34 protein-coding genes are annotated in these 25,598 nt (G+C 42.5%); 3 read left to right on the forward strand and 31 right to left on the reverse strand.

The features are described 5' to 3' along the window. Positions 1 to 2: 2 nt before the first annotated feature. The 18 genes from T3H97_RS16315 to T3H97_RS16400 form a co-directional block, all read right to left on the reverse strand. Positions 3 to 557: a phage tail domain-containing protein gene (locus tag T3H97_RS16315; RefSeq protein ID WP_328800279.1), complete on the reverse strand. Its 555-nt coding sequence runs from the start codon at positions 555 to 557 to the stop codon at positions 3 to 5. After that, positions 557 to 5,971, reverse strand: coding sequence for a phage tail tape measure protein (locus tag T3H97_RS16320; RefSeq protein WP_328800280.1), 5,415 nt, complete (start codon positions 5,969 to 5,971; stop codon positions 557 to 559). The genes T3H97_RS16315 and T3H97_RS16320 overlap by 1 nt, the downstream gene beginning before the upstream one ends. 89 nt (positions 5,972 to 6,060) lie before the next feature. Continuing rightward, a complete protein-coding gene (locus T3H97_RS16325) occupies positions 6,061 to 6,204 on the reverse strand; it encodes a hypothetical protein (RefSeq protein ID WP_167518779.1) in 144 nt (47 codons plus the stop codon). Between the two features lie 142 nt (positions 6,205 to 6,346). After that, positions 6,347 to 6,685, reverse strand: coding sequence for a hypothetical protein (locus T3H97_RS16330; RefSeq protein ID WP_328800281.1), 339 nt, complete (start codon positions 6,683 to 6,685; stop codon positions 6,347 to 6,349). Between the two features lie 65 nt (positions 6,686 to 6,750). Beyond that, a complete protein-coding gene (locus T3H97_RS16335) occupies positions 6,751 to 7,539 on the reverse strand; it encodes a hypothetical protein (protein WP_328800282.1) in 789 nt (262 codons plus the stop codon). A 45-nt stretch (positions 7,540 to 7,584) separates the two neighbouring features. Continuing rightward, positions 7,585 to 8,031, reverse strand: a complete 447-nt coding sequence (locus T3H97_RS16340; protein WP_328800283.1) for a hypothetical protein — start codon at positions 8,029 to 8,031, stop codon at positions 7,585 to 7,587. Between the two features lie 10 nt (positions 8,032 to 8,041). Then, on the reverse strand, positions 8,042 to 8,476 hold the full coding sequence (locus tag T3H97_RS16345; RefSeq protein ID WP_328800284.1) for a hypothetical protein: 435 nt from the start codon (positions 8,474 to 8,476) through the stop codon (positions 8,042 to 8,044). Continuing rightward, positions 8,473 to 9,051 (reverse strand): hypothetical protein, encoded by a 579-nt coding sequence (locus tag T3H97_RS16350; protein WP_328800285.1) that lies wholly within the window; start codon positions 9,049 to 9,051, stop codon positions 8,473 to 8,475. Before T3H97_RS16350 ends, T3H97_RS16345 begins: the two co-directional genes overlap by 4 nt. After that, positions 9,048 to 9,623, reverse strand: coding sequence for a hypothetical protein (locus T3H97_RS16355; protein ID WP_328800286.1), 576 nt, complete (start codon positions 9,621 to 9,623; stop codon positions 9,048 to 9,050). Before T3H97_RS16355 ends, T3H97_RS16350 begins: the two co-directional genes overlap by 4 nt. Before the next feature lie 10 nt (positions 9,624 to 9,633). Next, positions 9,634 to 10,200 (reverse strand): hypothetical protein, encoded by a 567-nt coding sequence (locus tag T3H97_RS16360; protein WP_328800287.1) that lies wholly within the window; start codon positions 10,198 to 10,200, stop codon positions 9,634 to 9,636. After that, positions 10,197 to 10,595: a hypothetical protein gene (locus T3H97_RS16365; protein ID WP_328800288.1), complete on the reverse strand. Its 399-nt coding sequence runs from the start codon at positions 10,593 to 10,595 to the stop codon at positions 10,197 to 10,199. Before T3H97_RS16365 ends, T3H97_RS16360 begins: the two co-directional genes overlap by 4 nt. Positions 10,596 to 10,663: 68 nt before the next feature. Continuing rightward, positions 10,664 to 11,665, reverse strand: a complete 1,002-nt coding sequence (locus T3H97_RS16370) for a hypothetical protein (protein WP_328800289.1) — start codon at positions 11,663 to 11,665, stop codon at positions 10,664 to 10,666. A gap of 3 nt (positions 11,666 to 11,668) precedes the next feature. Further along, positions 11,669 to 12,724, reverse strand: a complete 1,056-nt coding sequence (locus T3H97_RS16375; protein ID WP_328800290.1) for a 3-oxoacyl-ACP reductase — start codon at positions 12,722 to 12,724, stop codon at positions 11,669 to 11,671. A gap of 153 nt (positions 12,725 to 12,877) precedes the next feature. Continuing rightward, positions 12,878 to 14,233, reverse strand: coding sequence for a phage portal protein (locus T3H97_RS16380; protein ID WP_328800291.1), 1,356 nt, complete (start codon positions 14,231 to 14,233; stop codon positions 12,878 to 12,880). Between the two features lie 113 nt (positions 14,234 to 14,346). Further along, positions 14,347 to 15,189: a restriction endonuclease gene (locus T3H97_RS16385; protein ID WP_328800292.1), complete on the reverse strand. Its 843-nt coding sequence runs from the start codon at positions 15,187 to 15,189 to the stop codon at positions 14,347 to 14,349. An 80-nt stretch (positions 15,190 to 15,269) separates the two neighbouring features. Beyond that, complete coding sequence (locus T3H97_RS16390) at positions 15,270 to 16,691, reverse strand: DEAD/DEAH box helicase family protein (protein ID WP_442955648.1); 1,422 nt, start codon at positions 16,689 to 16,691, stop codon at positions 15,270 to 15,272. Next, on the reverse strand, positions 16,612 to 17,451 hold the full coding sequence (gene terS / locus T3H97_RS16395; RefSeq protein ID WP_328800293.1) for a phage terminase small subunit: 840 nt from the start codon (positions 17,449 to 17,451) through the stop codon (positions 16,612 to 16,614). Before terS ends, T3H97_RS16390 begins: the two co-directional genes overlap by 80 nt. Positions 17,452 to 17,710: 259 nt before the next feature. Continuing rightward, on the reverse strand, positions 17,711 to 18,265 hold the full coding sequence (locus T3H97_RS16400) for a site-specific integrase (protein WP_220025523.1): 555 nt from the start codon (positions 18,263 to 18,265) through the stop codon (positions 17,711 to 17,713). 362 nt (positions 18,266 to 18,627) lie between these two features. Between T3H97_RS16400 and T3H97_RS16405 the strand changes: the two genes are divergently transcribed. After that, positions 18,628 to 19,233: a hypothetical protein gene (locus T3H97_RS16405; RefSeq protein ID WP_220025524.1), complete on the forward strand. Its 606-nt coding sequence runs from the start codon at positions 18,628 to 18,630 to the stop codon at positions 19,231 to 19,233. Positions 19,234 to 19,522: 289 nt separating this feature from the next. Here the strand turns inward: T3H97_RS16405 and T3H97_RS16410 are convergent, their stop codons facing one another. Then, a complete protein-coding gene (locus T3H97_RS16410) occupies positions 19,523 to 19,777 on the reverse strand; it encodes a hypothetical protein (protein WP_220025525.1) in 255 nt (84 codons plus the stop codon). A gap of 363 nt (positions 19,778 to 20,140) precedes the next feature. On the opposite strand from T3H97_RS16410, the gene T3H97_RS16415 reads away from it, so the two are divergent. After that, positions 20,141 to 20,920, forward strand: a complete 780-nt coding sequence (locus T3H97_RS16415; RefSeq protein ID WP_018759933.1) for an alpha/beta fold hydrolase — start codon at positions 20,141 to 20,143, stop codon at positions 20,918 to 20,920. A gap of 158 nt (positions 20,921 to 21,078) precedes the next feature. On the opposite strand, the gene T3H97_RS16420 is transcribed toward T3H97_RS16415, so the two are convergent. From T3H97_RS16420 to T3H97_RS16460, 9 genes are all read right to left on the reverse strand, one after another. Further along, positions 21,079 to 21,717: a hypothetical protein gene (locus tag T3H97_RS16420; protein ID WP_250271210.1), complete on the reverse strand. Its 639-nt coding sequence runs from the start codon at positions 21,715 to 21,717 to the stop codon at positions 21,079 to 21,081. Continuing rightward, a complete protein-coding gene (locus T3H97_RS16425; RefSeq protein WP_328800294.1) occupies positions 21,711 to 21,845 on the reverse strand; it encodes a hypothetical protein in 135 nt (44 codons plus the stop codon). The genes T3H97_RS16420 and T3H97_RS16425 overlap by 7 nt, the downstream gene beginning before the upstream one ends. 91 nt (positions 21,846 to 21,936) lie before the next feature. Further along, positions 21,937 to 22,266, reverse strand: a complete 330-nt coding sequence (locus T3H97_RS16430) for a hypothetical protein (protein WP_328800295.1) — start codon at positions 22,264 to 22,266, stop codon at positions 21,937 to 21,939. Continuing rightward, complete coding sequence (locus T3H97_RS16435) at positions 22,263 to 22,523, reverse strand: hypothetical protein (protein ID WP_328800296.1); 261 nt, start codon at positions 22,521 to 22,523, stop codon at positions 22,263 to 22,265. The genes T3H97_RS16430 and T3H97_RS16435 overlap by 4 nt, the downstream gene beginning before the upstream one ends. 47 nt (positions 22,524 to 22,570) lie before the next feature. After that, on the reverse strand, positions 22,571 to 22,777 hold the full coding sequence (locus tag T3H97_RS16440; protein ID WP_230486216.1) for a hypothetical protein: 207 nt from the start codon (positions 22,775 to 22,777) through the stop codon (positions 22,571 to 22,573). Between the two features lie 42 nt (positions 22,778 to 22,819). Then, positions 22,820 to 23,131 carry a hypothetical protein gene (locus T3H97_RS16445; RefSeq protein ID WP_328800297.1) on the reverse strand — a complete coding sequence of 104 codons (312 nt, stop codon included), beginning with the start codon at positions 23,129 to 23,131 and terminating at the stop codon, positions 22,820 to 22,822. Further along, positions 23,124 to 23,501 (reverse strand): ASCH domain-containing protein, encoded by a 378-nt coding sequence (locus T3H97_RS16450; RefSeq protein WP_328800298.1) that lies wholly within the window; start codon positions 23,499 to 23,501, stop codon positions 23,124 to 23,126. The genes T3H97_RS16445 and T3H97_RS16450 overlap by 8 nt, the downstream gene beginning before the upstream one ends. A 51-nt stretch (positions 23,502 to 23,552) precedes the next feature. Then, a complete protein-coding gene (locus T3H97_RS16455; protein ID WP_328800299.1) occupies positions 23,553 to 23,879 on the reverse strand; it encodes a hypothetical protein in 327 nt (108 codons plus the stop codon). Between the two features lie 85 nt (positions 23,880 to 23,964). Further along, positions 23,965 to 24,087 carry a hypothetical protein gene (locus tag T3H97_RS16460; protein ID WP_328800300.1) on the reverse strand — a complete coding sequence of 41 codons (123 nt, stop codon included), beginning with the start codon at positions 24,085 to 24,087 and terminating at the stop codon, positions 23,965 to 23,967. An 87-nt stretch (positions 24,088 to 24,174) separates the two neighbouring features. On the opposite strand from T3H97_RS16460, the gene T3H97_RS16465 reads away from it, so the two are divergent. Next, the gene (locus T3H97_RS16465; protein WP_328800301.1) at positions 24,175 to 24,396 is read left to right on the forward strand and encodes a DUF6199 family natural product biosynthesis protein; all 222 of its coding nucleotides are present in this window, start codon (positions 24,175 to 24,177) and stop codon (positions 24,394 to 24,396) included. 16 nt (positions 24,397 to 24,412) lie between these two features. On the opposite strand, the gene T3H97_RS16470 is transcribed toward T3H97_RS16465, so the two are convergent. The 3 genes from T3H97_RS16470 to T3H97_RS16480 form a co-directional block, all read right to left on the reverse strand. Next, a complete protein-coding gene (locus T3H97_RS16470; protein ID WP_328800302.1) occupies positions 24,413 to 25,081 on the reverse strand; it encodes an HNH endonuclease in 669 nt (222 codons plus the stop codon). Between the two features lie 73 nt (positions 25,082 to 25,154). After that, complete coding sequence (locus T3H97_RS16475; protein WP_328800303.1) at positions 25,155 to 25,337, reverse strand: hypothetical protein; 183 nt, start codon at positions 25,335 to 25,337, stop codon at positions 25,155 to 25,157. Next, complete coding sequence (locus tag T3H97_RS16480; RefSeq protein WP_328800304.1) at positions 25,334 to 25,522, reverse strand: hypothetical protein; 189 nt, start codon at positions 25,520 to 25,522, stop codon at positions 25,334 to 25,336. Before T3H97_RS16480 ends, T3H97_RS16475 begins: the two co-directional genes overlap by 4 nt. Positions 25,523 to 25,598: the final 76 nt, after the last annotated feature.

Genomic DNA, 25,598 nt, shown 5'->3' on the forward strand with positions numbered 1-25,598 from the left:
TCCTATTCTACTTGATACTCATTTGCGATACGGAAATTCCGTATGTCGTTATTACCGATGTTAGTCAGGACGATAATAGGACTGGCTCTTTCATCTCCTGTAGAAATGACCGACACTGCTTGTGGCGATTGAGTAATGATAACTTCTTTGATATTCTCATCGCTTTCCGGGAACGGATGCTCCCCCATTTTGATTGGTATGGTAAGCTCCCCATCCCAAAGTATCTTTTCAATATCCAGGGTTCCTGCGTACCGTCCTATATACCTTCTTCCCGGCAAATCAGAAAATTTAAATACGATATCCCCTTTCTTGGCATTAAAAAGAGCCGCCACTTGGGCGACTCTCCTATGGTAATCAAGGGTTGTATCATCTGCCATAATGACGCATTCGAGATTGATTAACCGTGCTCCATACGTGCTGCCAAAATCCAACTCTCCATCCCTCTCAGCTATCTCAAGGCTATGGTCTTTAGTCGGTGGTAACACAGGTATATTGTGAGTTTTAAGCCCTAATCCAATGGATTTAAAGAATTTCCCATCCACAGTAGCGTCTATCATTAAGACTTGCCTCCCCTCGTTTGCAACCTCCGTACAAAGTTGTCCCGCTCGCTCCAGAACACCTTTGCTGCGGATTCATCTTCAATATAAGTATCGCCTGATTTTATTACGATCTGGTTACTGATTTGCTGCGGATTTGAACCGCCCGAAGCCATTGGCACAGAGAAGTTTGGCATGGAGAAATTAAGCGCTGGCATTTTGAAATTGATAATTTTGAACAGGTTGCTCTGCTGCTGATCATTCAGGTACATTTCTCCTGCCCGAGCGATGACCGGAACTTCTGCGCCCCTATCCCCTTGAACAACACCACCCGAATGGAATTTTTGAAGCTTTCCTGTGTCCTTTTTGATACCATACTTATTCCGCAGAGCAGCGTTTTCCTCGTGCAGTTTGGTCTTCTCAGCAGTGCCTGCCGAGTACCATTTATCAATATTGGAATTATATCGCGCCAAGTCACTGTCCTTTTCAGAGATTTGGGAACCTGTATCCAAGGATGCAGACAATGAATTGGCATTTATTTCAGCCATTTTCATTTGATAGTCTAAGATGAATTGATCCAACTGGCGCAAGATTTCTGCGTTCTTTTCAGATTCTTTTGAAATCTGCGTATTTTTCAGATCTTCAGCTTTGGATTCAACACCATCTGAATACTCATCGAACTTACTGGTGAGTTCATCGTAGTGCTGTTTTGCTGCTTCAATCTGTTCATTGTAATCCTTTTCTCGCACAGTCTTCTCATCTTGAAGCTTTTTCTTTTGATCCTCCAAGCCGCGCTTTGCCAGCGTCCGGTTATGTTCCCGTTGCATATCCTCAATGTCTTTCTCGGTTTGTTTGCGCTCAGCGATACCCTCGGGACCAACGGCGGATTGGAGCAAAGCAAGACGTGCTTGCTTCTCTGCCATAGCACGATCATAGTCCTCGTCTTCATTAGCTGTCTGCATCTTGGCTAGCAAGTCGTCTATGGCCTTAATTTTAGCGTCCTGAGCCTCAATAAAAGCATCACGTTCCGCCTCAATACGCTTTACTTCCTCATCCCGAGTCTTTTCAAGTGCCTCCTTCTCCTTTTTAGCCGCTTCGGCAGCAACCTTCTTTTGATCCTCCATAAGCTGCTTCTTCAAGTCATGGATCTGTACATCAATTTCCATCCGCTGTTCTGATCCTTCTTTGTAAAGAGCCTGCATTTTTGTCCATGCATTAAGCTGATCAGAAACAGACATGGCTTCCATACTCTTCTGGTAATTGATTCTTTTCTGGAAGTCCGACAAAAACTCATCTTCCAAAGCTTTACGTTTCTCGTAAATCTTCTGCTGCAATTCAAAGCTTTGCTCAGCAGTACGATCTTTAGCCTTGCTCATACGCATATAAGCGTCATATTCCATTTTGAGGATAGCAATCTGGCTTTGACCTGCCATCTCCATTTTGGAAGTCTCTTTATCAATCCACTTCTCACTGTTTTGATAGCGAAGCTCATTGTATTTGACGGTTAAATCATAGATCTGTTTGGCAATCTCTCTACGGTTAGCAGGAAGCAGATAATTTTTATTTTGCTCCTTCTTGTAGAAATCCAGGCTGGTTTTAACCATCTCAATTTCCTGTTTATTGGCCTGCCGCATGCGCTCGCTTCTTCGCTCAAGATTCTCAACATCTTCCTGAAATCTGGAATCAGTCAGTTTCTGAACATCGCGGCTCCATTGCTTCATTGCATCCTTGTCTTCTGAGAGGTACTGCTTATGCCGTTGAGCCAATCGTTTATATCCTGCTACCTGTTGGTCTATGGACCATTCATTGCGTTCAGCTATATATTTGAAATTATCCAAGTCGTCAGAGTAAGCATCCTTACGGGCTTCTGAGGCATCCTTCGCTGCTTTTTCAGCAGCTTTCTCTGAATCACTCTTCCCTTTTTTTCTCCCGCTCCCCTTGTCCTTTTTTGAACCAGAAGAACTCACACCAAATTTTGGATCATTATATAGCTTGGTTAAAGCATTAATCTGAGTGTCATACTGCTTCATATCTTTCTCGTATCCACTATATATTTCGCCTATATCTTTTTTGCTTTTCTCCATGTTTTTCTTATCTTGGTTTAACTGGTTCTGAAAAGGAGCACTTAAGAAAGATTTCACTCCGGTCATGTTGTTTAGCTCTTTTTGTTTGTTAAAAACATCTAATGAACTCTGAGCCATAACTCCATTCAATCTAGCTTTCAATTCAGCAAGACTTTTAATCGCTCCAGCCTCTTTAATGTAAACTGCGATACGATCATCAGATTCAAGTTTTGTACTTAAACTGGACGCCTTTTCTGACTTTAGATCATCTATAGCCTTTTGTATTTTAGCTTTTCGAACAACTTCGAGAGCATTCTTTTCAAAAGCCCATCCCTCAGATGTTTTGTAAATCTCCGAGGCTAATTGAGGGTATTTGAGAATTAATTCAGCCGCAGCTTCTGCGTTCATGGACTGTTTATTTGCAAGATCGTTTAAAACAGTGTTCATCTCAGAAATCGCCTTGCCATTCCCCTGAATCTGCTCTCTTAAATCGGCAAGAGCTTCCTCCTGTGATTTAACACTTTCGGTTGCTGTTCCAGCTTTCCCAGCAAATTGGTCAGTTTCAATAGTCGCTTGGCTTAAAGCTACTCCTACTTCTGTTACAGATAAAGTAAGCTTATTATTTTCTTGTTCTAAAGATTTGATTTTCTCTTCTAATTTGGCAGCATCTTCTTTGAATTCACCTGTCCCTAAAAAATCTCCAATTGGATTAGCGATGATCTTCTTTACTCGTTCCAGTTCTTTAGTAGCTTCTGTAATCTCATTTATCTTCTGTTTTTGTTGGTCGAGTAATTGCGATTGCTGATCTTTCAATACATTTTTTCGGGCTTCATTCTGCTTCTCGATGAGTTTGTTCAATGCAGCAACTTGAACCTGCACAGCTTCATCAGTATAACCAGCAGCCTCGAGCTGTTTTGCCCCTTCTTTTCCTAAAGTGATGACTAAAGCTTTGGACACTTCTTCGAGTTGCTTCTTTACTTGGGTTTCCTTTTCTGCCGATCCAGTACTGAGCTTTAGCGATTGTTCGAGAGAACGGTGTGCACTTGCAAGTTTAGGTAACAGTTCAATTTGTCTTTGATACTGACTAACCATCTGTTGCGATGCTGAGTCCTCATCTTTTAAACTCTGGATTCTATCACGCGCAGCCTTCTCCTCTTTACCACTATTCATCGCAACCAGTGCAATTGCACCAACAAGTAAACTTAATCCAGCTGTAGCAGCTGCTGTTGTCACAGTCGCTGTGGCTTGAGCGACAGACAATGATTTTGTAGCAACCGTAGCTCCCTCGGTTGCTACCGTTAAAGCTCCTTGTGCTACTGTAGCTCCTTCGGTTGCTGCAACTCTTTGGACCGTTGAAAGAGTGGCTCCTTGTGAGGAAACAATATTAACGTTGTTAGCTACCGTATTAGCGCCAATAGCGGCAGTTTCCGCAGCCTTTGCAGTCGTCAATACTTTTACAGCAGCAATTACATTCATGATCGGGCCGCTCAGTGCTTTATAGGCAAGCAGTAGACCACCGATTGCTGCCGTTCCCTCAAACACGCCGGAAGGAACTTTTGTAAGCCCAATAAGTAGTTGGTCAATTGCATCCAATACATCCTTGATTGTTCTTCTCAAACCATCGTCGCCTGCATTATTAAATATCTCAAGCAAAGAAGCCTTAGTTTGAGCCGTTTTACGCTGAATGGTATCCATCTGGACTTTGAGGTACTCCATTGTAGATCCCGTTGAACCAATAGAGGCTGCTGTACCAAGTAGAATGTCCCCAGCATTCAGAGAAGCGGCTAATTTAGCATATTGATATACGCCGCGTGAAATATCAGCGTATGATTTCGTAAGGTCATAATTTTTGTCGATTACTTTGGTGGATAAGTCCAGTAAGATATCTTCTGCTCGTCTCCACTGTTCCTGTCCGTTAACGACTTCCTTGGTTGCAACGCCTAAACGTTCAATTTCTCCAACAGCCTTGTCTGTCCGAATTGTACCTAGGACAGTCTTCCACATGTTCCCCAAGTTTTCCCCGCTGAGAGCCGTGTTACGAACACCTGCTGAAATCAAGCCGTTCATAAAATCAAATGAAACGCCTGTTTCTGCCGCTATCTTACCTGTCCGTTCGAAGGCAGCTCCCAAGTCCCTCGCTGGTGCCATCGTGTCATGGGCAACCTTGGACCAGGAATCCAGCACGCGACCACCAAGCACCATGGCGTCGTTGCTGTCTTTAATCTGCACGCCATATTGAGCAAATGTGGACTCCATTGATTTAGTCGCGCCTTCAAGAGAAACCAAATCGACAGTCGAGAGCATCGTAGACTTACGCACCATTTCCTGAACTACGCCTGCATCCTTATACATTCGGCCCCAAAGACGTGCTGATTCGGTAACGTCCATAATTTCCGAACCAAGGTCATGCGCCGTTCGAATAAATTTGGTCGTCTGGTCATGAAGTTTTTCGGTGTTCATCACCATTTGTTTGGTGCCTTCGTTATACTCCAAAAAATAGTGCTCATTGGTTTGGATATAACCCGCCATGTTGGACTCAATACCAACTAATCCCTCTTTAAGTGCCTCCTGCGTTTTATGCATAGCTGCGTATGCTGTATTAAATACCAGAGCATGTGTAGCCATATCTCCTACTCGACTCATCCAATTAGGAGTTGTACTAAAAGTCTGCTTCATTTGCGCTTCGGTTTGGCTCAGTGAACGACGGATCTTCTGTTCTTCTTGAAGCACCTTTTCGCGAACCTGTGCTTCTTTCTGCTCTCTAGCGCGCAGAGCACTTAGCCAGAACTTTTCATAATCCTGTGCGTTTTTCCTCGCCTGCTGCGCTTCCTTATCCGCCATTTGTTGCAGCTTTATGCGAATAGCCTGTTCTTGCATAAGGACACGTTCGCGCGTCTTATCGTCCGTTCCTACCCCTGAAACTTTAGTAGCTCTCTGTCCGGTTGATGTCGCCTTGTTTTGAAGGGCTTCCATCCGTTTTAGATGCTCTCGTTCCTGCTGCTCAATTGCATCCTCACGCTTTTTTACAATGGCCTGCTGTGCTCTAAGTTTCTCGTCGGTTATCTTATTCGCCTGGTCCAGTTGATTCTTCCGAGCAGTATTTAATTCTGCCTGTGCAGTACGCTGCTTAACAAGAGCTTCGGATTCAGCAAGGATCTTCTTCCGTCTGTCCTCTGCACTCAAAGCAAACTTATCCGCACTGCTGGCTAAAGATTTGAAATTCTTCTCGCTGACTCCTAATTCAGTATTCAACACCTTAAAAGATTCAGCATTCGCCCTTGCTCCGTTGTCTATTACTTTGAAAGCATGTAGTATCTTGGTGGTATCCAAGCTTATACGCGCACCTACTACATCTTTACTTAAATCTGCCACTTAACTCACCTCACAAATGGTTCAGGAAAAGTTTCCTGACCTAAATACAGAAAAAGAGGCATCCTGCATGATTGCGGATGCCTCTTAATTTACTTGGCGAAGAAACCAAGATCAGATAACGTCTTGACCTTCTTCGGCTTTTTGTTTTCCACATTGCCACCGTGAAGAATGATTTCAAATTCCCGGTTTCTGTTCTTGGCTTTCATGAGCGCTCTAATCTTTGGAATGGTCATATTAGGCCACTCTGAATCAGAAATACCATTACTCACGCATAAAGCCCAAAGTTCTAACCAGTCCGTCTCATGATCATTCTCGGCAGGATTAGACTCCTCCTGTTCATCTTCCTCATCTGACTCTTCATCTGGAGGAAACGACTCAGAATAGAAATCGGTCTAACAAATCATCCAGTTCTGCAATACCGTCCTGGTCAATCTGTTCGTACTCTTTTTCCGTTATTTCCTCAACTAGCACGAGATTAAACGCCTTTTTGTATGTTTCCTCCACTTTAGGCCAGTCAACAGCCTCCCGTTCCTCGGTAGCTTCCCATTTCTTGCGACCGATAGAAAACGAAAACTTGTGTGCTACACCGTCCATCTCTTCACGAACCTGACGGATCAATGCAATGGTCCCGATCTTCACGTGCTTTTTGATGCCCTCGGCTAATCGAATTTCAGTTCCGACATTAAGCGTTTTATCCAATTGTTTGTCTGTCATTTGTATTTCCTCCTCAATGTATGTAACCCCCTACCTTTAGTGGTAGAGGGTTGGGTTAGAATTAATTAGATACCGAAAATGATTTCTACTGCATATCCATTAGGATTCTCAGGTGTGATATCCGGCTCCATAATCTCCAGCGCCAATGTATTGGTGGTTGGCTTTTTGCGCTCCTGGGACACGTCCAAAGTCCCGCCCCCAAGAGCCTTCCAAATAGTGAGCTGGCAAGGGACTTCTTTGCCATTCCGATCATCGGTTAATGAAAAGCGATGTACCAGTTTAAATGGTTTCGGACGGCGTTTACCGCTTAAGCTACTTCTTGTAGCATTCTCTTTTGACCATTTGAACGTAACGGTGATTAATTTCCCTTCGTTTACAACATCAGATGTGATTTTCCCATCAGCAGTAATTACATACTGTTCTGCTGTTGGGGCAGATGCAACACGAGTCAACTCAGCTAGTTCACCTGTGTCAGTATCTTTTAAATAAACCCGGTCACTCTTATTTACAAAGGTTCCGTTATACTTCGTTGGAGCCTTTAATTTATAGCCATCAGTAGCGGTCAAAAATCCTTGCTCTACCTCATCAAATTGAACTGTGCCTTTTTCTGATTCAGCCCCTTGAGACAACTCAGCCAAAATATCAGAGTAACGAGGAACCTCCATAGAGGCCTTATCCCCTAAATCCTTAGCAGTATAGTGGAATGCATATCCACTATCGCCGCCCATTACTTTGTCCCAATCAAACTGCAATTGCAAAGTTACTTTAGTGATTTTATCATCAAGAAACTTAAGCCTTCCGCCTTCTTCATAAACCTGCGCTGACCCCACGCCATCAAATACTAAAGGTTGCATATAGTTTTATCCTCCTTATGTGTGAACATAAAAAAACTGGTCAGCTTATTTGACCAGTTCCCATAAACGCTTATCAATTTCTGCAATGCGACTGTACTCTTTTGTTAGCTTGTAACCCTGTTTTGGCTTCCAGACACCCATAATACCCAATCCTTTAGCAAGCGTGATTTTTTCAGCAATCAGCGTATCCCACTCGGTAGGTTCTGGTTTAGGAGGATTAGGTTGAGTCCAATTCAATTCGGCCTCATAAGTTGTACCAGCAAGAGTAAGCACATTAAATTTGTACTTTTTGGTTGTGTTTACTTCGCTAAACCATAGAGTCTCTTGATCATCGGGTTCAATTTTAACCCCATCTTTTTCAATGCCGGACACATTTGTTTTAGCCAAGGAAACTCGCTTTTGCGCTGAATCAAGCAACTCATATTCAACGTGATTAACGCCATTGTGATCACCGGATCTTCCCGTTGCTTTCCATACTGCTGCTTCTGCCATTTTAGTTCCCTCAATTCATTCTAAGATAATCCACATCATAAATCGCCTTATAACCTTTGGCTCCTTGGATGCCAGTAGCAAAGTCTGCATCATAGGTCAGAACACACAAGTATGAAGCAAAGCCCTGAGCAATCAATCGTCTGTCATGTAAAAGCTTGAATGAACGTTCGAACAGTAGCTTCGCTTCATAAGCTGTTTTGCCGTAGAAATCAATGCAGAACTTACCCTCAAACACCAATGGATTAGTGGCATATCGTCCCGGCATGACATATTGGCAGATATGTGGAACTGTATCCTTAGAAACCGTTATCTCAGGCTCCATGCCTTTCGTAAATCGCTTCACGACCTCGGCAGACGATGATGAAGGAGTAAGCTTCAGCATGGACATAAGCTCTGTATCTGCCTTCAAAGCACTCTGAACAGCATCAACAAGTTGCAGGCTCACTCCTTTACCTCCTTGAAGTATCTGTGATACGGAAACTCAGTTATTACACGGCTAATGCCATCCAAAATACGTTTCCGGTTAGACTGGATTGCAATACGCAAAAAGTAGGTTGGTGGTGTGGCCCTGAATGAAGGATCAATGTCACCGCGCTCCGCAAGCTCCTCCAAGTCCACCCCAGCATAGCCCCCACCTGATTCCTTCATGGTCCCGTCAATCGCCTGGTACTTTCCACGGGAACGACCTACAATAATACGATCACCTTTGGACCTCAGTCGGTTCCATGCTTCACTATTCATGTAGATTATTAAACCGGGATTTTGGCTGCTGTCTGCCATCTTGGAGCCTTTACCGAATTGTTCAAGCCACGCCTGCCAGTAATCAGCGGTGATGTCGCCTGAAATCATCTGATTCGCCAGGACAAACATATGCATTTCCAAGTGGTCTCTAACTGCCGGATAGTACCGTATTCCGCTTTTAGCCGTAAGCATGACCAGCTTTGTTAGTCCAGTGATTTCTACAGCCAACTTATTCTCTAAATCCTTGGTCGCACGTGCTGCGTCATAGCCCGTAATCATCGACGGTCCTCCGAAAGCTGAACGTGTAACAGATTAGGGTACTTGATCTTATCTACCACATCAACCTGGTATGTTTTACCGCCCATTACAATCCGGTCAGGCGCAGACAAAATTGAGTCTTGAGGATCTTTTACATCGACTGTCGTCTGTAACTGCAAGATAAACACGGTACTCGGCAGCAAGCCCGGCTCCTGTTGTCGCAATTGTGCTGTAACATACTGTGCAAAGCAAACAACATCAGCAGCAACCGATGTAAATTCAGCATCGCCCACCGGATTATCGTTTGCATCATAAGCTTGCTGGTATCTTTGCACCTCTACCACAGCATTCGTTTTAACCAAAGAACAGTAGTTGTCCTGATCCACTGTTTTTCTTAAGGTAAGAACCAGAAATGTGTCCTCTGCCTGTACCAAGGAACCACGATTAACGAGTGAAATAGGTGAGAATACACCGTTATAGACGTATTCTTTGCCCATTACAGTCGTCCCTTTGGTTTCCCTCGATAGAATCACTACATCTTCGTTTCCGTCCACCACACACGGCGTATGGCGGTGTGAGAACTCATAGAACAACTTTCATCACCTACCTAAATGACCTATGTTCAAACTCAGACAGAAGATCGGCTATTTCAGGCGTAATCATGCTGTTGCCAAAGTATTCAATGCTATAGTCGAAGTCCTTCTTCGATTTGACATTTGTGTTCGGATTCCCAGCCAACTGTCCTATTATCAGGCCACATGCCACCTTGACCTTATCAGGTATCGTCTCCCAACCGCTGGTATACGTCACTTCTAGCTCTGCATACGCTGAACCGAAAGAAGAATAACCACACCAGACGGTACCAATGTCCTTGTCGATATCAATGGTGCTGGTATCAGTAATTGTTTCGAATCCTGGTGGGCCAAAGAAATTGCCCATCAATCCCTGCTTAGGCCTGCCTTTTACCTCTTTCACCTCTATAACTGGATAATAGGACAAATGCCCTCGCTGCTGATCAGTTAGCGGTATGCGTTCCGTGTAGGTTGTAATTCCAATCTCACGCCTGCACCTTCCGTCAATTACAGCCGATGCCCTCAGAATAAGCGGAACAGTTAATTTGATACCAGCCGGAACGAAATCAGAATCCGTTAACTCAAGGTATTGACTCATTCTACATAGCCAGCATCAGAAAGCTCGTCTGCCAGTTCATCCGGTAACTGTGCTTCGCCATCTACGAAGTTAACGACCCCATTTTTAAAATGAATCGTGTGAGGACCCTTGCGCTGGCTTGGTGTACCGCGAAGCATAACTTTTCGAATTGCCGGAATCCTAGCAGCCAGAAAAGAACTGCGCGCATCATTCAGCACCGTTGTTTGAGCATCGAACTGGCTCGGTTCTGTTCCTTCAGCGCCAACCAATATCTCTGCCGCTGTAACTGCCTCCTTGAATGCATCTGCCGATTGTTGAGGATATTGTCCTCCAATTTCACCAATCTCAGCCTGCGCTAACAATGCTGCGCTTTCAGCAATCGCATCTTTCAACTTGTCCAGATTCGATTTCGCCAACTGAACCATCTCCTCTCAAAATGAAATAGAGACGGTCATGCCAACCGTCTCTTCGACTTTAAAACCTATTATGATACCGCCGTAATAGTTGGGCGTTCAATCGTGCCGTATGCATGTGCGTAACCTGGACCTTTGGCTACTGGAGCGCCATACTTGATGCCAACGTACTGTTCTTGCAGACTTGACGTTGTACCCAACTGGAAGAGGTAGATGCCCTTTTCTCCAACGTAGTGATACTCAATCATCGGCTCTGTCACAATGGCAATTCCGTAGTCAGTGTTTGTTGCCGTTTTTGCATTAACTGCTGAAGGGATAAACGGCTCGGGAATAATCGGTAGCAGACCTGCGGCTGTCATAATAGCTAACACTTCTAAGCCAGCAACCGTTGTTTTCTTGAGGTTGCTGATTTGTGTTTCATTGTTGGCAGCATTGCGTTCTTCTTCTTCGAGGTAATGATGAGCAATTGGATGAATGTAAATAGCTGTTGGCATAAGCTCGTACAATTCACTCGCTACCATAGCAGCTACCTTCGCCCGAATAGCAGACACGATTGATGCAGTTGCCCCAACTGTGAAAGTGTTCGTAATCTGACTTGCAAGTCCTACATATTGTAAAGTTGTCGGTACAGCCAAGCCAGTGTCATTACCTCTCCAAAGTGCTTTACCATGCGTAAGTCCAATGGCATTCAGCATGTCGTTTAGATCCTTGGCTTTCAATTCAGGAAAGTTGTTTTGTTGCTGGCCCAGCGTTACATCATAATGTCCAAAGTTAACTTGGTTCGTTAGAGCTTTGATCTTCACACCATGTGGCGTACGTTGATTTCCGGTTGCTGTCGCTGAAGGGTTACGAGGGTCAACGAACGCGCCGCCATTCACAGTGTTTTGTTCGTAGTAAGTAGAAATATCGCCTGTAGCTGGTACATAATTCAAACGTCCGTCTAAGATAGATGTACGACGCAATACGTCCGTAATCTCTTTTTGAAAATCGTCAGTAATAATTGCGCCCGGCCCCTGAAATTGAGCCGCCGCTGCAACTGAAACAAATTGTGCTATTCCAACACGGTTATTCATGTATTACACACTCTCCTTTTCGGCAAATTGTGCTTTTGCCTGCATTTTAAGTTTGAAAGACTCGGAAGACGGAAGATCCAAAGCATCGACAGAAGCACAGAAGGTTTTGTAATCATTAACTTCCGCACCTGCTGCAAGATTGGCGTTACTGCCATACTTGGACAATAATGCGGACGCGCTGAATGTTTTGCGTTCCGGCTCTGCTGGAGGAGCACCTGCTGCCTTTAACTCTTTCAATTCTTTTTCTAAAGCGTCCGCTTTATCTTGAGCTGCCTTTAGGTCAGCGGCGGCTTGTTCTTCAGCAGTCTTCTGTTCGGCTTCTTCACTTGCAGCTTTCATGGTGGTGATATCTGTTTTAATTGCTCCCATCTCTGTGACCACGCTTTGTACACTCGCAGTGATAGCGGACATACCATCTTGCAGCGCCTTCATGGAGTCTTCCATCGCTTTGATTTGTTCCGGTGTCATATCGACATCCTCCTTGTTATGTTTCGTATTACGAGCAGCAAAGCTCGTTGTTTTATAGGCAGCGGCATCAGCAAACAGAATAGCTGCTCCTGTGCCACAAAACTCAATCACGTCTAATACATCTTCTATATCCGTTGCATCCTGTACAGCAGCTTCCATTTCGAGTGATGCGCCAAACTGATACTCGCTCCAGTTATACTCAGCCGCTAAACCGTTGTAGTAACGAATAGTCGCAACCACATCAGGAAAATCTTTTGCGTAAATGTATCCGTCAATCCATGCATACCCATCAAGTGAACGGTAAGCCTTATCAATCACAGCGACTTTAAAGCGCGGATCATGGTCCGCCATACCGTTGGTGTAGTCAATATTCAAGGCCATGCCTACGAAAGTTTGCAGATATTGGTCGCATACACTGGATGAGATACGGATACGTTTTCCCCCAGCTCCATGGGGTGAACCATCGCTGGGTTGATCGACGGCGAAAAGAGCACACTTGAACGGAATTTTGTTGGGGTGTCCTCCATCGTCGGATAGTTTGAAATCCTGGACACGCATCCGCTGGTTGCTCATTTTCAACGTTTTAAGCATTTAGATTCTCACCTCCCTCCGTGATACTTCTGTTGTCTGCGCTCCGCTCGGTTTCTCGGTGTCGGCATTGACCTTGGATATGTCAGTCTAACAACACTGCAAACAAACCTTGTAAACACGTCCTCACCGCCTCTCAGGGCAAAATAAAAACACCTACTCTTCAGCGGTGTCAGATTCATCCTTTTCTGTTTTGTTCTTATTGTTTAGCGGATCATCTTCAGGAAGATTGCTTAACAACCTGTCCTTCTCCCCTTGTATTACTTCCTGAGTTTTATTCAAATCAATAGCTGTGGTACTACCTGGTTGTAATAATATTTCGCCATGTTTATTAGGTAATGCCTTACGCGCCAGACCATCACGCACTTCGTCAGGTGTCACAGTTCTTCGATCAAGGTAAATCGCATCAATATCGGCTTTTAATTTCTGGTCCTTCAACGAAGTAGCATAATGGAACTTAAACTCAATTACTCCACCCAGTTTAAAAATACCGTCAACAATGTGATTGTTGATATGCTCCACAATGTTTTCAGCGATAGACTGGATCGTTTCATTCGTGTCATCGTCTTCACTGTCAGCGGTGCTTCGGTTCACATCTTTTGTCTGACCCAGTTTCTTAGGAGATATATCAAAAGCAATAGCAACAATCTCAATTAAGAACCGTTGCCACTCAAGAAATAACGCCTTATCATCCGTAGCCCCCAAATCCAGTACACTTGGATTCTCTCCTCCTATGATAGGATTAAGACCACGGCCCAGCACTTCATTTTCCCAATACGCACGGAAAGCAGCTATTGCTTTGGCATCAGAATTCCTTCCAAGGTTGATGAGTTTCCTGATAACAGTATTTGAAGCTTGTTTTCCAGCAGATCGGTGCGCTGATATAAAGCTTTCAACTGATTCCCAAACCGTTTCGAGCGGCGAAAGTCCGAATGGTGTGTTAGTTCTCGGATTCATTCGGATATACATTAAGTCGGAAGACTTTAAATGAACATATTGTCCATGAACCCGCTGTGCGTAGCGGTAAGAGTTATCCTTTCCATCCCAATCGGGATACAAGTCAACAGAGAAAGAATCTACAGGGTACATCCTAAATGGCCTGAGAGGGTCACCAGCTTTCAATACTTCCGATGAACCCGCACTACATACAAGCATATCCTCGACTATTTGCTCAATCCATGAACGGAATGAGTCGCCGGGGTTTGGCTTTAGTAATGATCGCTCAATAACTTTGCATATCTCTCTATATTTTTCTGTATCGTTCTCGTCGATAGCAGCTACGGACCAGTTCAGCTTTGTGATTCCGTTCTTGATAACGTTAATTGCTCTGCGTGGAATCGGGGATTCCGATAACGTTCGTAAGTTGGTCGGCGTTCTCTTCGGCGCTGGCTGGTTACTTCCCTTACTTTCATGATACCTAAACGGGAATGGGTAACTTTCCGTCTGTCGTTCAGGTTCGTTCTTCGGTCTTCCCGCCGCTAACCAGTTAATTATCCACTGTCGTACACCCAAATCTGTACCTCCCTTCTGACGCAACAAAAAAGGAGGTCAGGAAATTTTTCCTGCCTCCAGTATTCGTTCATATTTCTATGTCTAAATAATATCATTGAGTTATTACGGTGTTACTACGGATTTCTTCTCTTAACGTTTCCAGCTTTATCAAAGAAACTAATCTCTCCTGATTTAACATCTTTCAGAATTGCTTTTGCTACCTTATCTCCCTCAATTGCAAATGATGTGGTATCCGAAACGATAACATCATAAATAAATTTGAAGCTTTTTATTTTCAATTTCATCCCCACATCATTTATCAGAAAACCATTGTCAAAATTATATTCATGTTCGTAACCAGTTCCCACTGTAGTTGAATTTGGCAATTCTCGATACATTTCTCCAACAGTCTTCACTTTATTTCCGCTGTCGTCTTGAACCACTGTATCCATTTTTATTGGTATCTGAAATTTCTCAGCTTTGCTGGTCTCCATATTTTCTTTGATCCAGTCAGTATCTGGACTCAGTACAATATTTTTCACAACCGGTGGCTTCAGCACACTTATATTAAAATGTAAATCTCTAATCCTTCCTTCCCAATCACTACTTTCCGGGAATCTTAATTCCATTAATTTGATGCCTTTACTATCAGCGTATTGCTTTGCACCTTTTTGAAAACCCTTCTTCGTCACAAATATTCCTTGTATATTACCAACATCAGTTAAAACACCGTAGAAATCTCTAATCTTACCTATCGAAACATTGCTAGTATAGTTTTTGCATTCGATAGCAACTCTGTGCTTTATTCCGACCATTTCGAATTCCCAGTACACATCAATTTGATGCTCACACCCAGAATTGCCCATCAATTTTATGTTATGTTGAACATCAATTGTTTTTACGCCCTCATCTTTAAGCAATGTTTCATAAATCTCTTTAGCAAATAGTTCATATTCAGTATTTTGGTTTTCGGTCATTATATCTCACACCTTTTTCATAAACGAATAACGAAATTATACCACTTATTAGGGTGCGTTCAGTCAACATTTTTTACAATTCATCCAAATGCAAAGTTAGATTTAACCTCTATATTAGCAAATGCAAGCACAAAAGCATCCGCTCTATCTGGTGATTGTAGTCCGCGCTTTTTCATATCCTCTTTACGTTCTAAGAATATCTTCCCATTGCTGCCCATACGCCATTTTCTTGATGTGAGCTGCGTTATCAGTTTTTCATCATCTGGCAGCTGTAAATCTCCCGGTTTGCCAAGAACATAATTACTCATGTTAGCCTCAAGCATTTCCTTTATGTGGCCCCATTGCTCTGCCACGAGGTTCCCATAATGCCCATCTTCCGCTGCTGATCCATTGTTAACTGGAATGATGGTGTAACCCAATCCTTTCTCCTCATTTATTTCATTCATTCTATCTGTAACAGCTCCACCTATTCCACTATCATCAATTCTTATTTCTACTTCATCCACTTCTGAATATTCGGTTTTCACATCATCAACCAGGCGCAATACCCATCCTGTAGTTGTCATAGTGTCCTGCTTGTGGTGGAAATGAGTCTTGACCACCTTACCGCCCATACGTGCGTACATAGTTGTCTCATCGTCGCCAAAACGTGCAACGTCAACGCCGACAAATAGCTTTGTTCCAGAAGGTTCAATTTTAACTTCATCTTTGGCAAATTCAGCAGCTTCAAGTGCGATAAATGTATCTGATTCTCCCCGCGGAAATTCACCCAACACCCGAACGCGCCAAACATCACTACCCTCACCGTATTTCGCCTTGAGCATTTCGATGTTTTCTTTACTGGTTCTAGGGCTGTTTAAGCATGATACGCGGTGTGTTCTGTATATTTCTCTGTCCCTATTATGAGAATCAAAAAAGAACCCGCTCGTTTTGGTCGGATTCCCACACATAAAAAGCTTATTGTAATCTCCTGATAGCGTACCAAATATCGCCGCCATGATTCTGTCGTCTACACCGGATGCCTCATCCACAATGAATAACATATAGTCTTCATGAAACCCTTGCATATTCTCGGGTTTGGTGGCTGTACGTGCTGTTGCAAACCAGCGTTCCTCATAATTTTTCATATATATCTTAGTTTTAGTCCACTTGAGGATTCGTTTTAGAATTGGGCTTTGGGACTGCCATTTACTGATTTCCGCCCAAAGTACATCATTGAGTTGTTGTCTCGTTGGAGCTGTACAAACAACGCGCGGAAACGGGAAACAGCATAAAAACCATAGTGAGATTGCCGCTTCAAGCGCCGTCTTGCCCACACCCTGACCGGATCTCACGGAAACAAAACGATGCTTTGCAATATCAGCCGATACGCTCTCTTGCCACTTATCTGGGCTGAAGTTCAGAATCTCTTTAAAAAATGTTTTAGGACTCTTTCGATACACTGGCATCCTCTTCTTGAATGCCGCCATCCGTTTCGTCAAGCTCTCCGCTTTCTTCGCCATCATTCATTACCGCCTCTACCCAATTATCTATAAGGTCTTCTTCTGAATCGCCTTTCCCGTTTTTCATTTCCTCAATCTGGAGCTGCGTCTTTTCAACTTGTGCTTGCATTTGGTCAAGTTTCAGACGGCGTTCATCTTCCTCATCCGCAATTGCCAGAAATTGCTTGATAGCACCGCGCAATTCAGACATGGCTGTGGATTGAGCTTTCAAGTAGGTAGCGTAACGATCCCAAGAAAATTGAAATTCATATTCTTCCTTGATTGGCACTTGCTCAAGCTTTTTCTTTTTGGAAGTACCTGTATTGTGTATTTCATACTCGACTTTTTTAAGTTCTTTAATCATTTCCTGTTTATTTTCAACAAACATGATCCGCTGCGCCCAAATTATCGCCTGAAATTGAGTGGTAATGTTGTACCAGATCATGTCTACTGGGTCCATTTCTTGGACAGCATCCATTATTTCAACGAATTCTGGGTTCTGTGGCATGAACTTACGAAAAAATCCGTGTGTAACAGCTTTGTCGTTTCCGTATGGGCCTCCAGCTCCTCCTTTATTTCCTTTTGCATTCTTATTGCCAGTTTGTCCGCCGCGCTTTCTTTTCTCCGGTATCTCATCCCATTTGTCCAATGCCTTCCATTTGCGAATACTGGAGTCGCTGACACCAAGCTTCATCGCAATATCCTTTAATTTCATATCGCGTCCGCTGTCAATCCACATTTTTAGTGCCTTTTCCCTATTTGGGCTTCGTTCTCTACTCACTTCATTTTTCACCACCACCAAAGTATTCGAGTTGGTTTTAACGCGGATGTCTAAAATAAATTTAGCGCTCCACTTGCATTTATTTCTCATGTTGTTCTAACGATTAGAAATCTAGCACTTATTCAACCAGATACTGTAAAACTAATTCACTATAATATATATTCTCGGTAACTCATAAAACACGTAGATTGCTTGGTGCTATTTGTTTTGTTGTCCTTTTCCCATTTTGAATTCACGGTTACCCTATTGTAGAGAATTGCTACAGCTCAAAATCCTTCAAAACATCGTCTAAAGTGTCCTGAAGGATGCCGACATAGCGTAAAGTCACCTTCTGCTCGGTGTGATTGAATAGATCCATTAGTAACGCTATATCCTTCGTTTCATTGTAAAAATAGTAACCAAAGGTCTTTCTCATGGAGTGGGTTCCAATTTCCTTTAAACCAAATTTTCGGGCAACACCATTTAACATCTTGTAAGCCATGCTGCTACTGATCGGCACGACCTCCGATCTCCTCTTTTTGTTCCTGCTCGGAAATAAATAATCGCTATCCAATTTACCGGATATATATGCATCAAGTTCTTTGCGAAGGTTTTTGCGAATAGGAATGTTCTTTCTTTTCTTCGTTTTCTTTTCTGTAATTACAATATGGCTTCCTTTGACTGAGCTGACTTTCAAGGGCAAAATATCCGATATCCGCAATCCTGTGTTGATTCCAACCAAAAACAAAATGTAGTCCCGTTCATTTTTCTCTTTCAAATATTGCTTAATGGCCTCCAGCTTTTTAGAATCGCGGATCGGCTGAACGAAGTTCACTGCATTTCGCTCCTTTCATGTTTGTTTGAACAGAGGATGGAAACATACATAATTGTTTAGTACCAGTCCAATTGCCCCAAACACATCCATTGCATAAAGCAGGTTGACGTGGTGACCTAGCCAGAACAGGCGGGGGTCTCCGTGAAGATTTAATTGGCATATCACTTTCCTCCAATGCAAAAAGGCCGCTTTTCAGCGACCTCTAATTTACGTTATTTTATGGATTCAATATATCATCATTCTATTACTTATTTACTTCGGATTATGTGGTATGTATCAAATGCCAAGGAAAAATTTCCTGAACGAGCATAATAAAACCTCTTTTTAAGCCGATATAAGGATAAAAGGAGTTGTATATAAACTTGATATATATTTTAGGTTTCATTATAATCATTGCTTTGCCCATACTTGTTATTCTCAAACATCTCAAAAGCAGGCCGCTTAGAAAAAGTTATAAAAAAAATTTTAAAGATCCTTTTAAAAAGCATATAAAGAAAAATATGAATAGTAAAAACAATAATTTTTATCTTGAGTCGGATAAGAGATTCAACAATCTTTTAGAGTTTTATAAAGATGAATCTTTTAAAATTCTTTCAGATAAACAGAAAAGTATCAATTTTCTTATAAGTGGAATTAATTTGAATTCGAACTTAAATAATTCAATGGTCTCTTTTTTTATTAGCACTTTTGCCTTAATATTTTCTTTAGTATCGGTTTTTAAACCAGTTATTAACGCAGATGACCAAGCTTTAATAATCGTAACTATCAGCTCGTTTATTCTTTCCATTCTCATGGATTCTTTATTAGAATATACTTTTAAATCCGACATCTTAACAGACTTAAACGATCATCTATCAGCAATAAGTCATTTGATTGATTTAAAAGGTGCTGACAAATATAGTTTGTTAAACTTAAATTTCGACAGCGAAATTTTAAATAAAATTAGAATTATAAACCAAAAAAAGTAAATATTAAGTAAGTTTGAAAAACCAATAAATAATAGCTTCTTTACGAGTTGGCATTGATTTAGTTCGTATAAGAAATTTATAATGCGATTTTTTAATCCCAAAATATGTGCCTATACTATATCGGCATAACCTTAATTCTTTTCTATGTATAAGATTGCGGTAATTTATAATATGCGGCTACCGCTAATCCGCCATGCCCGGTATGGGCCTCTTATGGACATCCTTCTTGCTCCGGGGTTATATTACCCTCTGAGTCCTGTCTCCGATTTAGTTTTAGTTTTGGAAAAAATTACTGAAGCTGACCAGCTAGTGCTTTAAGGCCACTTGGTACAGCGATTTGTTTACCATCATGTTCATTTCCGTTTACATAGGCTGTGTCTTTGTCCACATAGTAAACTACACCTTCGCCTCCGATAATCGGAAAGCCGCTTTCGTCGTAATCCAGATTTGTACCCACATACTTGCCATGCTTAACTGCTTCATCTTCCAATGGATGGAGATGGAGAATTTTTTCCTTGTCCAAGTAAGCGTAACTATGTGCCATGTTTATTGCCTCCTAGAATAGATTTAATTTGTTCCTGAATAAAGTGTAAATCCTTTCTACTCCGTACCCACTACGGATTTGCATAGTTCCTACTTTCAGCAGAAAATAAAGTATTAGACTGAGCCTAGAAATTGAAACAGCGACAACCAAGGACGAGAAAATAGAGTCCTAAACTGTCGCTGTTCCATTCGACTAACGTTTCCCGTTAGCTCAATGATCTGAAGAAATTGTTTTACTCAAGCTATTCCTCAGAAATCTCTACGTACTATCTAAACCCAATTTGACGCCGAAATTAGGCATTCACCTTGCCTAGGGCGAATATCTTAATGGGGAAGTACATTTTAAAAAAATGAGGCGATACACTTGGGATATTTCGTTACTGTGGAACCGGGCGTAAAAGTATTTATAGAGGACATCAATCCGAAGGGAAATAAAACGATACTTTTTATTCATGGATGGCCGCTAAACCATAACCAGTTCGAATATCAGTTCAATTTCCTTCCTAAGCTCGGATATCGTTGTATCGGAATGGACTGGAGAGGATACGGCAATTCGGATAAACCATTCGACGGGTACAATTTCGATAGATTAGCGGATGATGTCCGCATGGTCATCGAGGCGTTACAGTTAAGAAACATAACACTGGCAGGACACTCTACCGGAGGCGCGATATCGATTCGTTATATGGCTCGTTACAAAGGGTATGGGGTATCTAAACTCGTCCTGATCGACGCTGCCTCTCCATCTAGCGTTCCAAAAGAATTTACAAATAAAATCATCGAAGATACAAATCATGACCGACCGCAAATGCTGCAAGACCAAACGGGAATTTTTTTCTTTCAGTATATTTCCGAACCGAAATCCGATTGGTTCGTTTTAATGGGATTACAAGCGGCGAATTGGGCGACTTCCGCCATTATGGTCACGCTTAGAGATGAAAATGTTTACAACGATCTCGGTCAGATCGATGTACCCACATTAATTATTCACGGAATTCATGATAAAGTCGTTCCGTTTACCCAAGCTGAGGAAACAAATAAGCTGATCAAAAATTCGAAGCTAGTTCCGTTCCAATACAGCGGTCATTGCGCTTTTTTAGAGGAGCGCGATAGATTCAACCAATTATTATCTTCTTTTGCATAACGACTCGGATTAGCCGCACCATCGCTCCCCATAAATATAGTCCGATAATGCCCGATGATTGAGCAAATCTGCACGTTAGCTTAATGAGGATAATTTATTTCTCAGTCTGGAACTTTAGACACCTACAATAAAGACTGCAAAGCTTAAGCCCTTACTGTCTAATTTACTTCTGGCATCCTTAGTCCAATTTCACCCTCTTTGTTTCGTCCCCGACCATAGTCGATGGTGACAAAATCCAATGTACGGTTTGTTTTTAGGCTGTTTGCTATATTAACAATAACCCTACGCCGTTTATCTGCAAATGTCGTAGCTGAGATAGGTGGAATGTCCTTACGGTAACCTTTTTCCAAATATTGTTGAGCTTTGAGGTATTTCATTCCATCCAAAAACAACAGCGTTGCTATCAACCCCTCGTGCTTATCACGCATATTATTTATTGCGAACTTAATGTTATTCGTAATGAATTGATAGAATTTATAATTTAGATGACGCTGGTCTTTCAATAGAACGGCATTAGCTGTCACATCTGCTGTCAATTCTTGTCCCGAAACTCGTTTAGCAACCGATCCCTCTGCCGAAAGCAAATCATATGCAGTCATACCGTTTTCCAACTGTTGAAGTGAGTATTCATAGTTTTTGATTACATCAATTAAGTCAGTATATTTGTTTAGCAGCCACTTTGTTTTTCTTATATCTACTGCATCTACATCGTCAAAGAAGTTTACTTGAATTATCTTCTGTGTATCAGTAGCATCCTCTTCTTTGTTACGTATAATTACAGACTGTTCGTTTACCATAAATGTTCACTCCTTGTATAGCTGAGTGTATCAGGCGTAATATGTCCAATAAGCATGAATCTATCAACTTGCACAACACCCACATACACCAGTAATGCTGCTAAAATAATGGTATAAGCGTAGGTCATCAACGTTTCCCCCAATAGGTAGATGCGATGCAGAATGAAACGAACATTATAACTACCCATACAATGTTTTGATTCATGAACTCCCACATATTCATGACTCTTCACCTTCTACCTTTTGGAGTTTTTCTACTTGGCAATAGCCAATCACTCTATCTCCAAACATCCCTTTTCGATCAGGCCAGAGTATAAGTGCCTTGTCTTTCTTTTTTGAAAACTCTTGAAAAATACCGATCCCCCAACTTGGATGATGTTTATGCTTTACCTTTGACCAAAGCTTTATATCTGGCTGCTGTGGTGGGTCTGGATCAAACAAGCCTGCTGCTATGGTTATTTCAATCCTCTTTGCCGCCAGACCGCCTATTTCTTCCTCAAGAAATCTTCCCAGCTTATCTGCATCTATTAAGCGTGGTTTATCTGTCATTGTTGTTCCTCCCCCAAAGCCTTCTCACACGCTTTTTTCACCTCTGCGGCCGAGAAAAAAACATGTACCGCACTGCCTTTGTATCCGTACACTTCACCGTCAAATTCCGCTGTAATTCTCCCAATCGGGCCGCCTGGTATTAGTCGTTTGGTATCCTTCTTGCCCCACATGCCTGGCATCACAAGACCGACTTGAGCATTTTCGCCCAACATATTAATTTGGGCATTACACTTATCAAGTAATTGCTGTATCTGCATATCTATATCCTCCCTTAGTGGGTGCAGGACCTACACCCTGTATTGGTTTAATCCTCGAATGCATTTTGTTGAGCCTTAAAATAAGCTCTGTCTTTTCCTGTATCTCTTTCTAAATCCCGAATACAAGCCATAATGTGGTTTCTTTCGTGAGGTTGTTCAGTCATTTCGTCCAGAATCCTGTATAAGTTTTCTAACGTTATCTCTGCTTCATCCATACGCCCTTTGTCATAGGCTTTTTTCTCTTTAGCGTTCATATCTATCATCCTTCCAACGCTCAGAGCGTATTGTATTGGTGGTTACTCCCTACCTAATGCCGCATCTACTATAGATTCCGCGGTCATATACTGCTCGCTGTGAAGGTGACATTGCACTTGCTCCAACGCTTCTTGAAGTTTATCTCTGTCCACTCTCAATGTGTGTAAGTCTTGGACAAGCTGTTTTGCCCCTGAAGTATGGAGTTCATCCATTTCTTGTAGCTGGGCTACCTGCTGCTGGAGTGAGTCTACCAGGTCATACACCTCATAGATTGCATCTACCAGTTTCGGATGATGTGGACCACCTTTAGTCAACAGCTTCAGTGTTTCGTTTAAAGTTGGTGTATTACTCACCTTTACCGCCTCCTTGGGGCTGTAGCAGCTCCGGGTTATCGGGCAGCTTAACCCATATAACTGCCCCTTGTGGATGCTTATAAGGTATAGGCTCCGGGTAAATGATTGGATTTTGCATTACCCATGCATAAGGTGTTTTGTAATCTACATCTGTATATGAAACATGATGCTTATCCTTGTTTTCATACCAGTTGTAAAAAGTCATGGGTACACAATCCACAAGCTCCGCCGTGCCATATACAAGGCCGCTGGCACTCTTTATAATGCCGATGGTGCCGCGTTTGTGAGTGCGACTCCCGCGTATCTCCCACGGTTTAATGCCTGATAACACCATGTCAGCCCAGTTAGGCTTAATGATTAGTCCATCCAAATCCGTTCATCTCCTTATAGGTGGTATATAGGGGTATAGGGTAAGAGGCTGTTATGCCTCCATAATTGCAATTTCTTTTTCGTGATCTTTCCACAGGTCTTCATCAAAGCATTTTTTGTAGTCGGACAGATCATGCCCGAAACGTTCTATAACATCGTTTATTTCAATGCAAACGGAAGTAGTGCAAATCTTGGCATCGTATCCGCCTTCACATAAAAAATCGTATCCGACCAACTCAACAAAATCCGCAACGTCACTGTAGTCTAAATGGACATATGCAAATACTGTTTCGTTCTTTTCAAAGTTTTGCGTATACAGTCCAGTTTCACGCTCTCTCAATAGCTCGTAAAGATCAGGGTTTACTTGTCCAGTTGCCATCTGTATATCTCTCCTTTGGTATAGGGGATGCATTGTGTCTCTCCCCCTTATGGAGGGTTGCCCCTCCTTCTTGTCCCCTATGGGGCTATGCGTTGTAAGGAATTTCCTGTAATTCTGCCTCGCAATCCTCGTCCGTCATCGTCTCCAGCAAAATGTCTGCGTAACCAATCTCCCGTAGCAACTTCCGATCATCCGTTTCTGTATACATGGGTGTATCCTTCCTCTCTGCCCTTGGGGGCAATGGTTTCTATCCGTCGTTCTCTTTTGGTATAATTTACTTAAAGGAGCTGATCAAATGGGATTCATGCTTTTACTTTTTGCGATTATCTTTTTCGCGCTTGGTATTTTAAGCAAACGAAATCCCACTTGGGGATGGCGTGCAAACGAAGCCTGGAAGATTAAAGGTGACTCAGAACCAAGTGATTCTTACATTGATGACATGAAATTTAGAGGATCTGTATCTATACTAATAGGCTCATTCTTTTTAACATGTGGACTTTTGGTTATCTTCCTATAAGTTCTGCTATCTGTTATTAATCATCAAAATACCCATATCCAAAAGGCACTTGGTGTTTGGTGGTAACTCCCAAGATGTCATTGATCATGTTTTCAAAAACGGAAATCTGCTTGTTGTCCATAGCCTCCAGCAAGCGAACCTCTTTGCCCTTTAATGAGCGCCCTGCCGCTGTAGTAATCAATTCCATTACCGGCTTTATGGATTCTAGGCGCTCTTTCTTCTCATCCTCCATATGTTGCTGTGCCGCCTGCTTGCGGTTATGCTCTTCCCAATCTTGGTCATCGAACCAAAAGTAATCGCCGTATTTGTCTCGGAAAGCTGAAATCCAGAATTGAAGCAGTTCCTCATTGATTTGTATCCGATCATGGCAAGGCCAGCAGAGCCGCAATCCGTTTGTCTTGACTCCTCGCCCTTTTCTCCCACGCGGATAAACGTGATGAGTAGTCGTGGCTTCGGCAGCTTTGCAGCATTCGCAGATCCCGTTTGAATCGGCAATCAACTCCGCAATTACATCCTTCGGGAATTCACCGCGCTCCTTGGTATTAGGTCGTGACTGGTGATGAGAGAGGATGTCCTTCTTCCATTCAGGAGCAGGCTTTTTATCCTTCTTGCGCTGCCCGAGGCTGCTATACGTTTTCTTATCTTTGACTTTTTTCTCCGGCTTCCAGAACGTTTGATGAGACATTCCCCCTCGCCACCTTCCCAACAATTTGAATTCACTTTTCCTTTGCTTATGCTTATATTTTGAGCCTAAACCACTACGACTCCACTACGGATTTTAGAGGTTCGAGCAACCCCACTTCCTCTAAAACGGAATAATATTTATGCCTTTCTTCCGTTGTTACACGCACTTTATTTATCGTATGTGATGCGTAGAAAGCTACAGCCTGCTGGACCTCAACAGGCTCATCTTCGAGCTTGTTTAAATCGAGCTTTTTCACAAGCTCCCCTCCCTTATGCGGCGATTATATTTCTCTTGAAAATCACCCTTTATTTTAGGCGGTAAGGTATCAATTACCTCATCCCATATGTTCAATAATTTACTGTTAACTGAAGCAAACTTCTGTATATCTACGTAACGTTCCACCAATGCTGTAGTGAACTCATCCATTTTTTGTTCTGTCATACACCATGCCTCCATTACGTTTTTTGGTTCCAGTACAATGTTGCTCGTTCGGATACAATGTAGAGCGTAGGAAAAG

Source organism: Paenibacillus sp. LX16 (assembly GCF_036252815.1).
GTDB lineage: Bacteria > Bacillota > Bacilli > Paenibacillales > Paenibacillaceae > Paenibacillus > Paenibacillus polymyxa_B.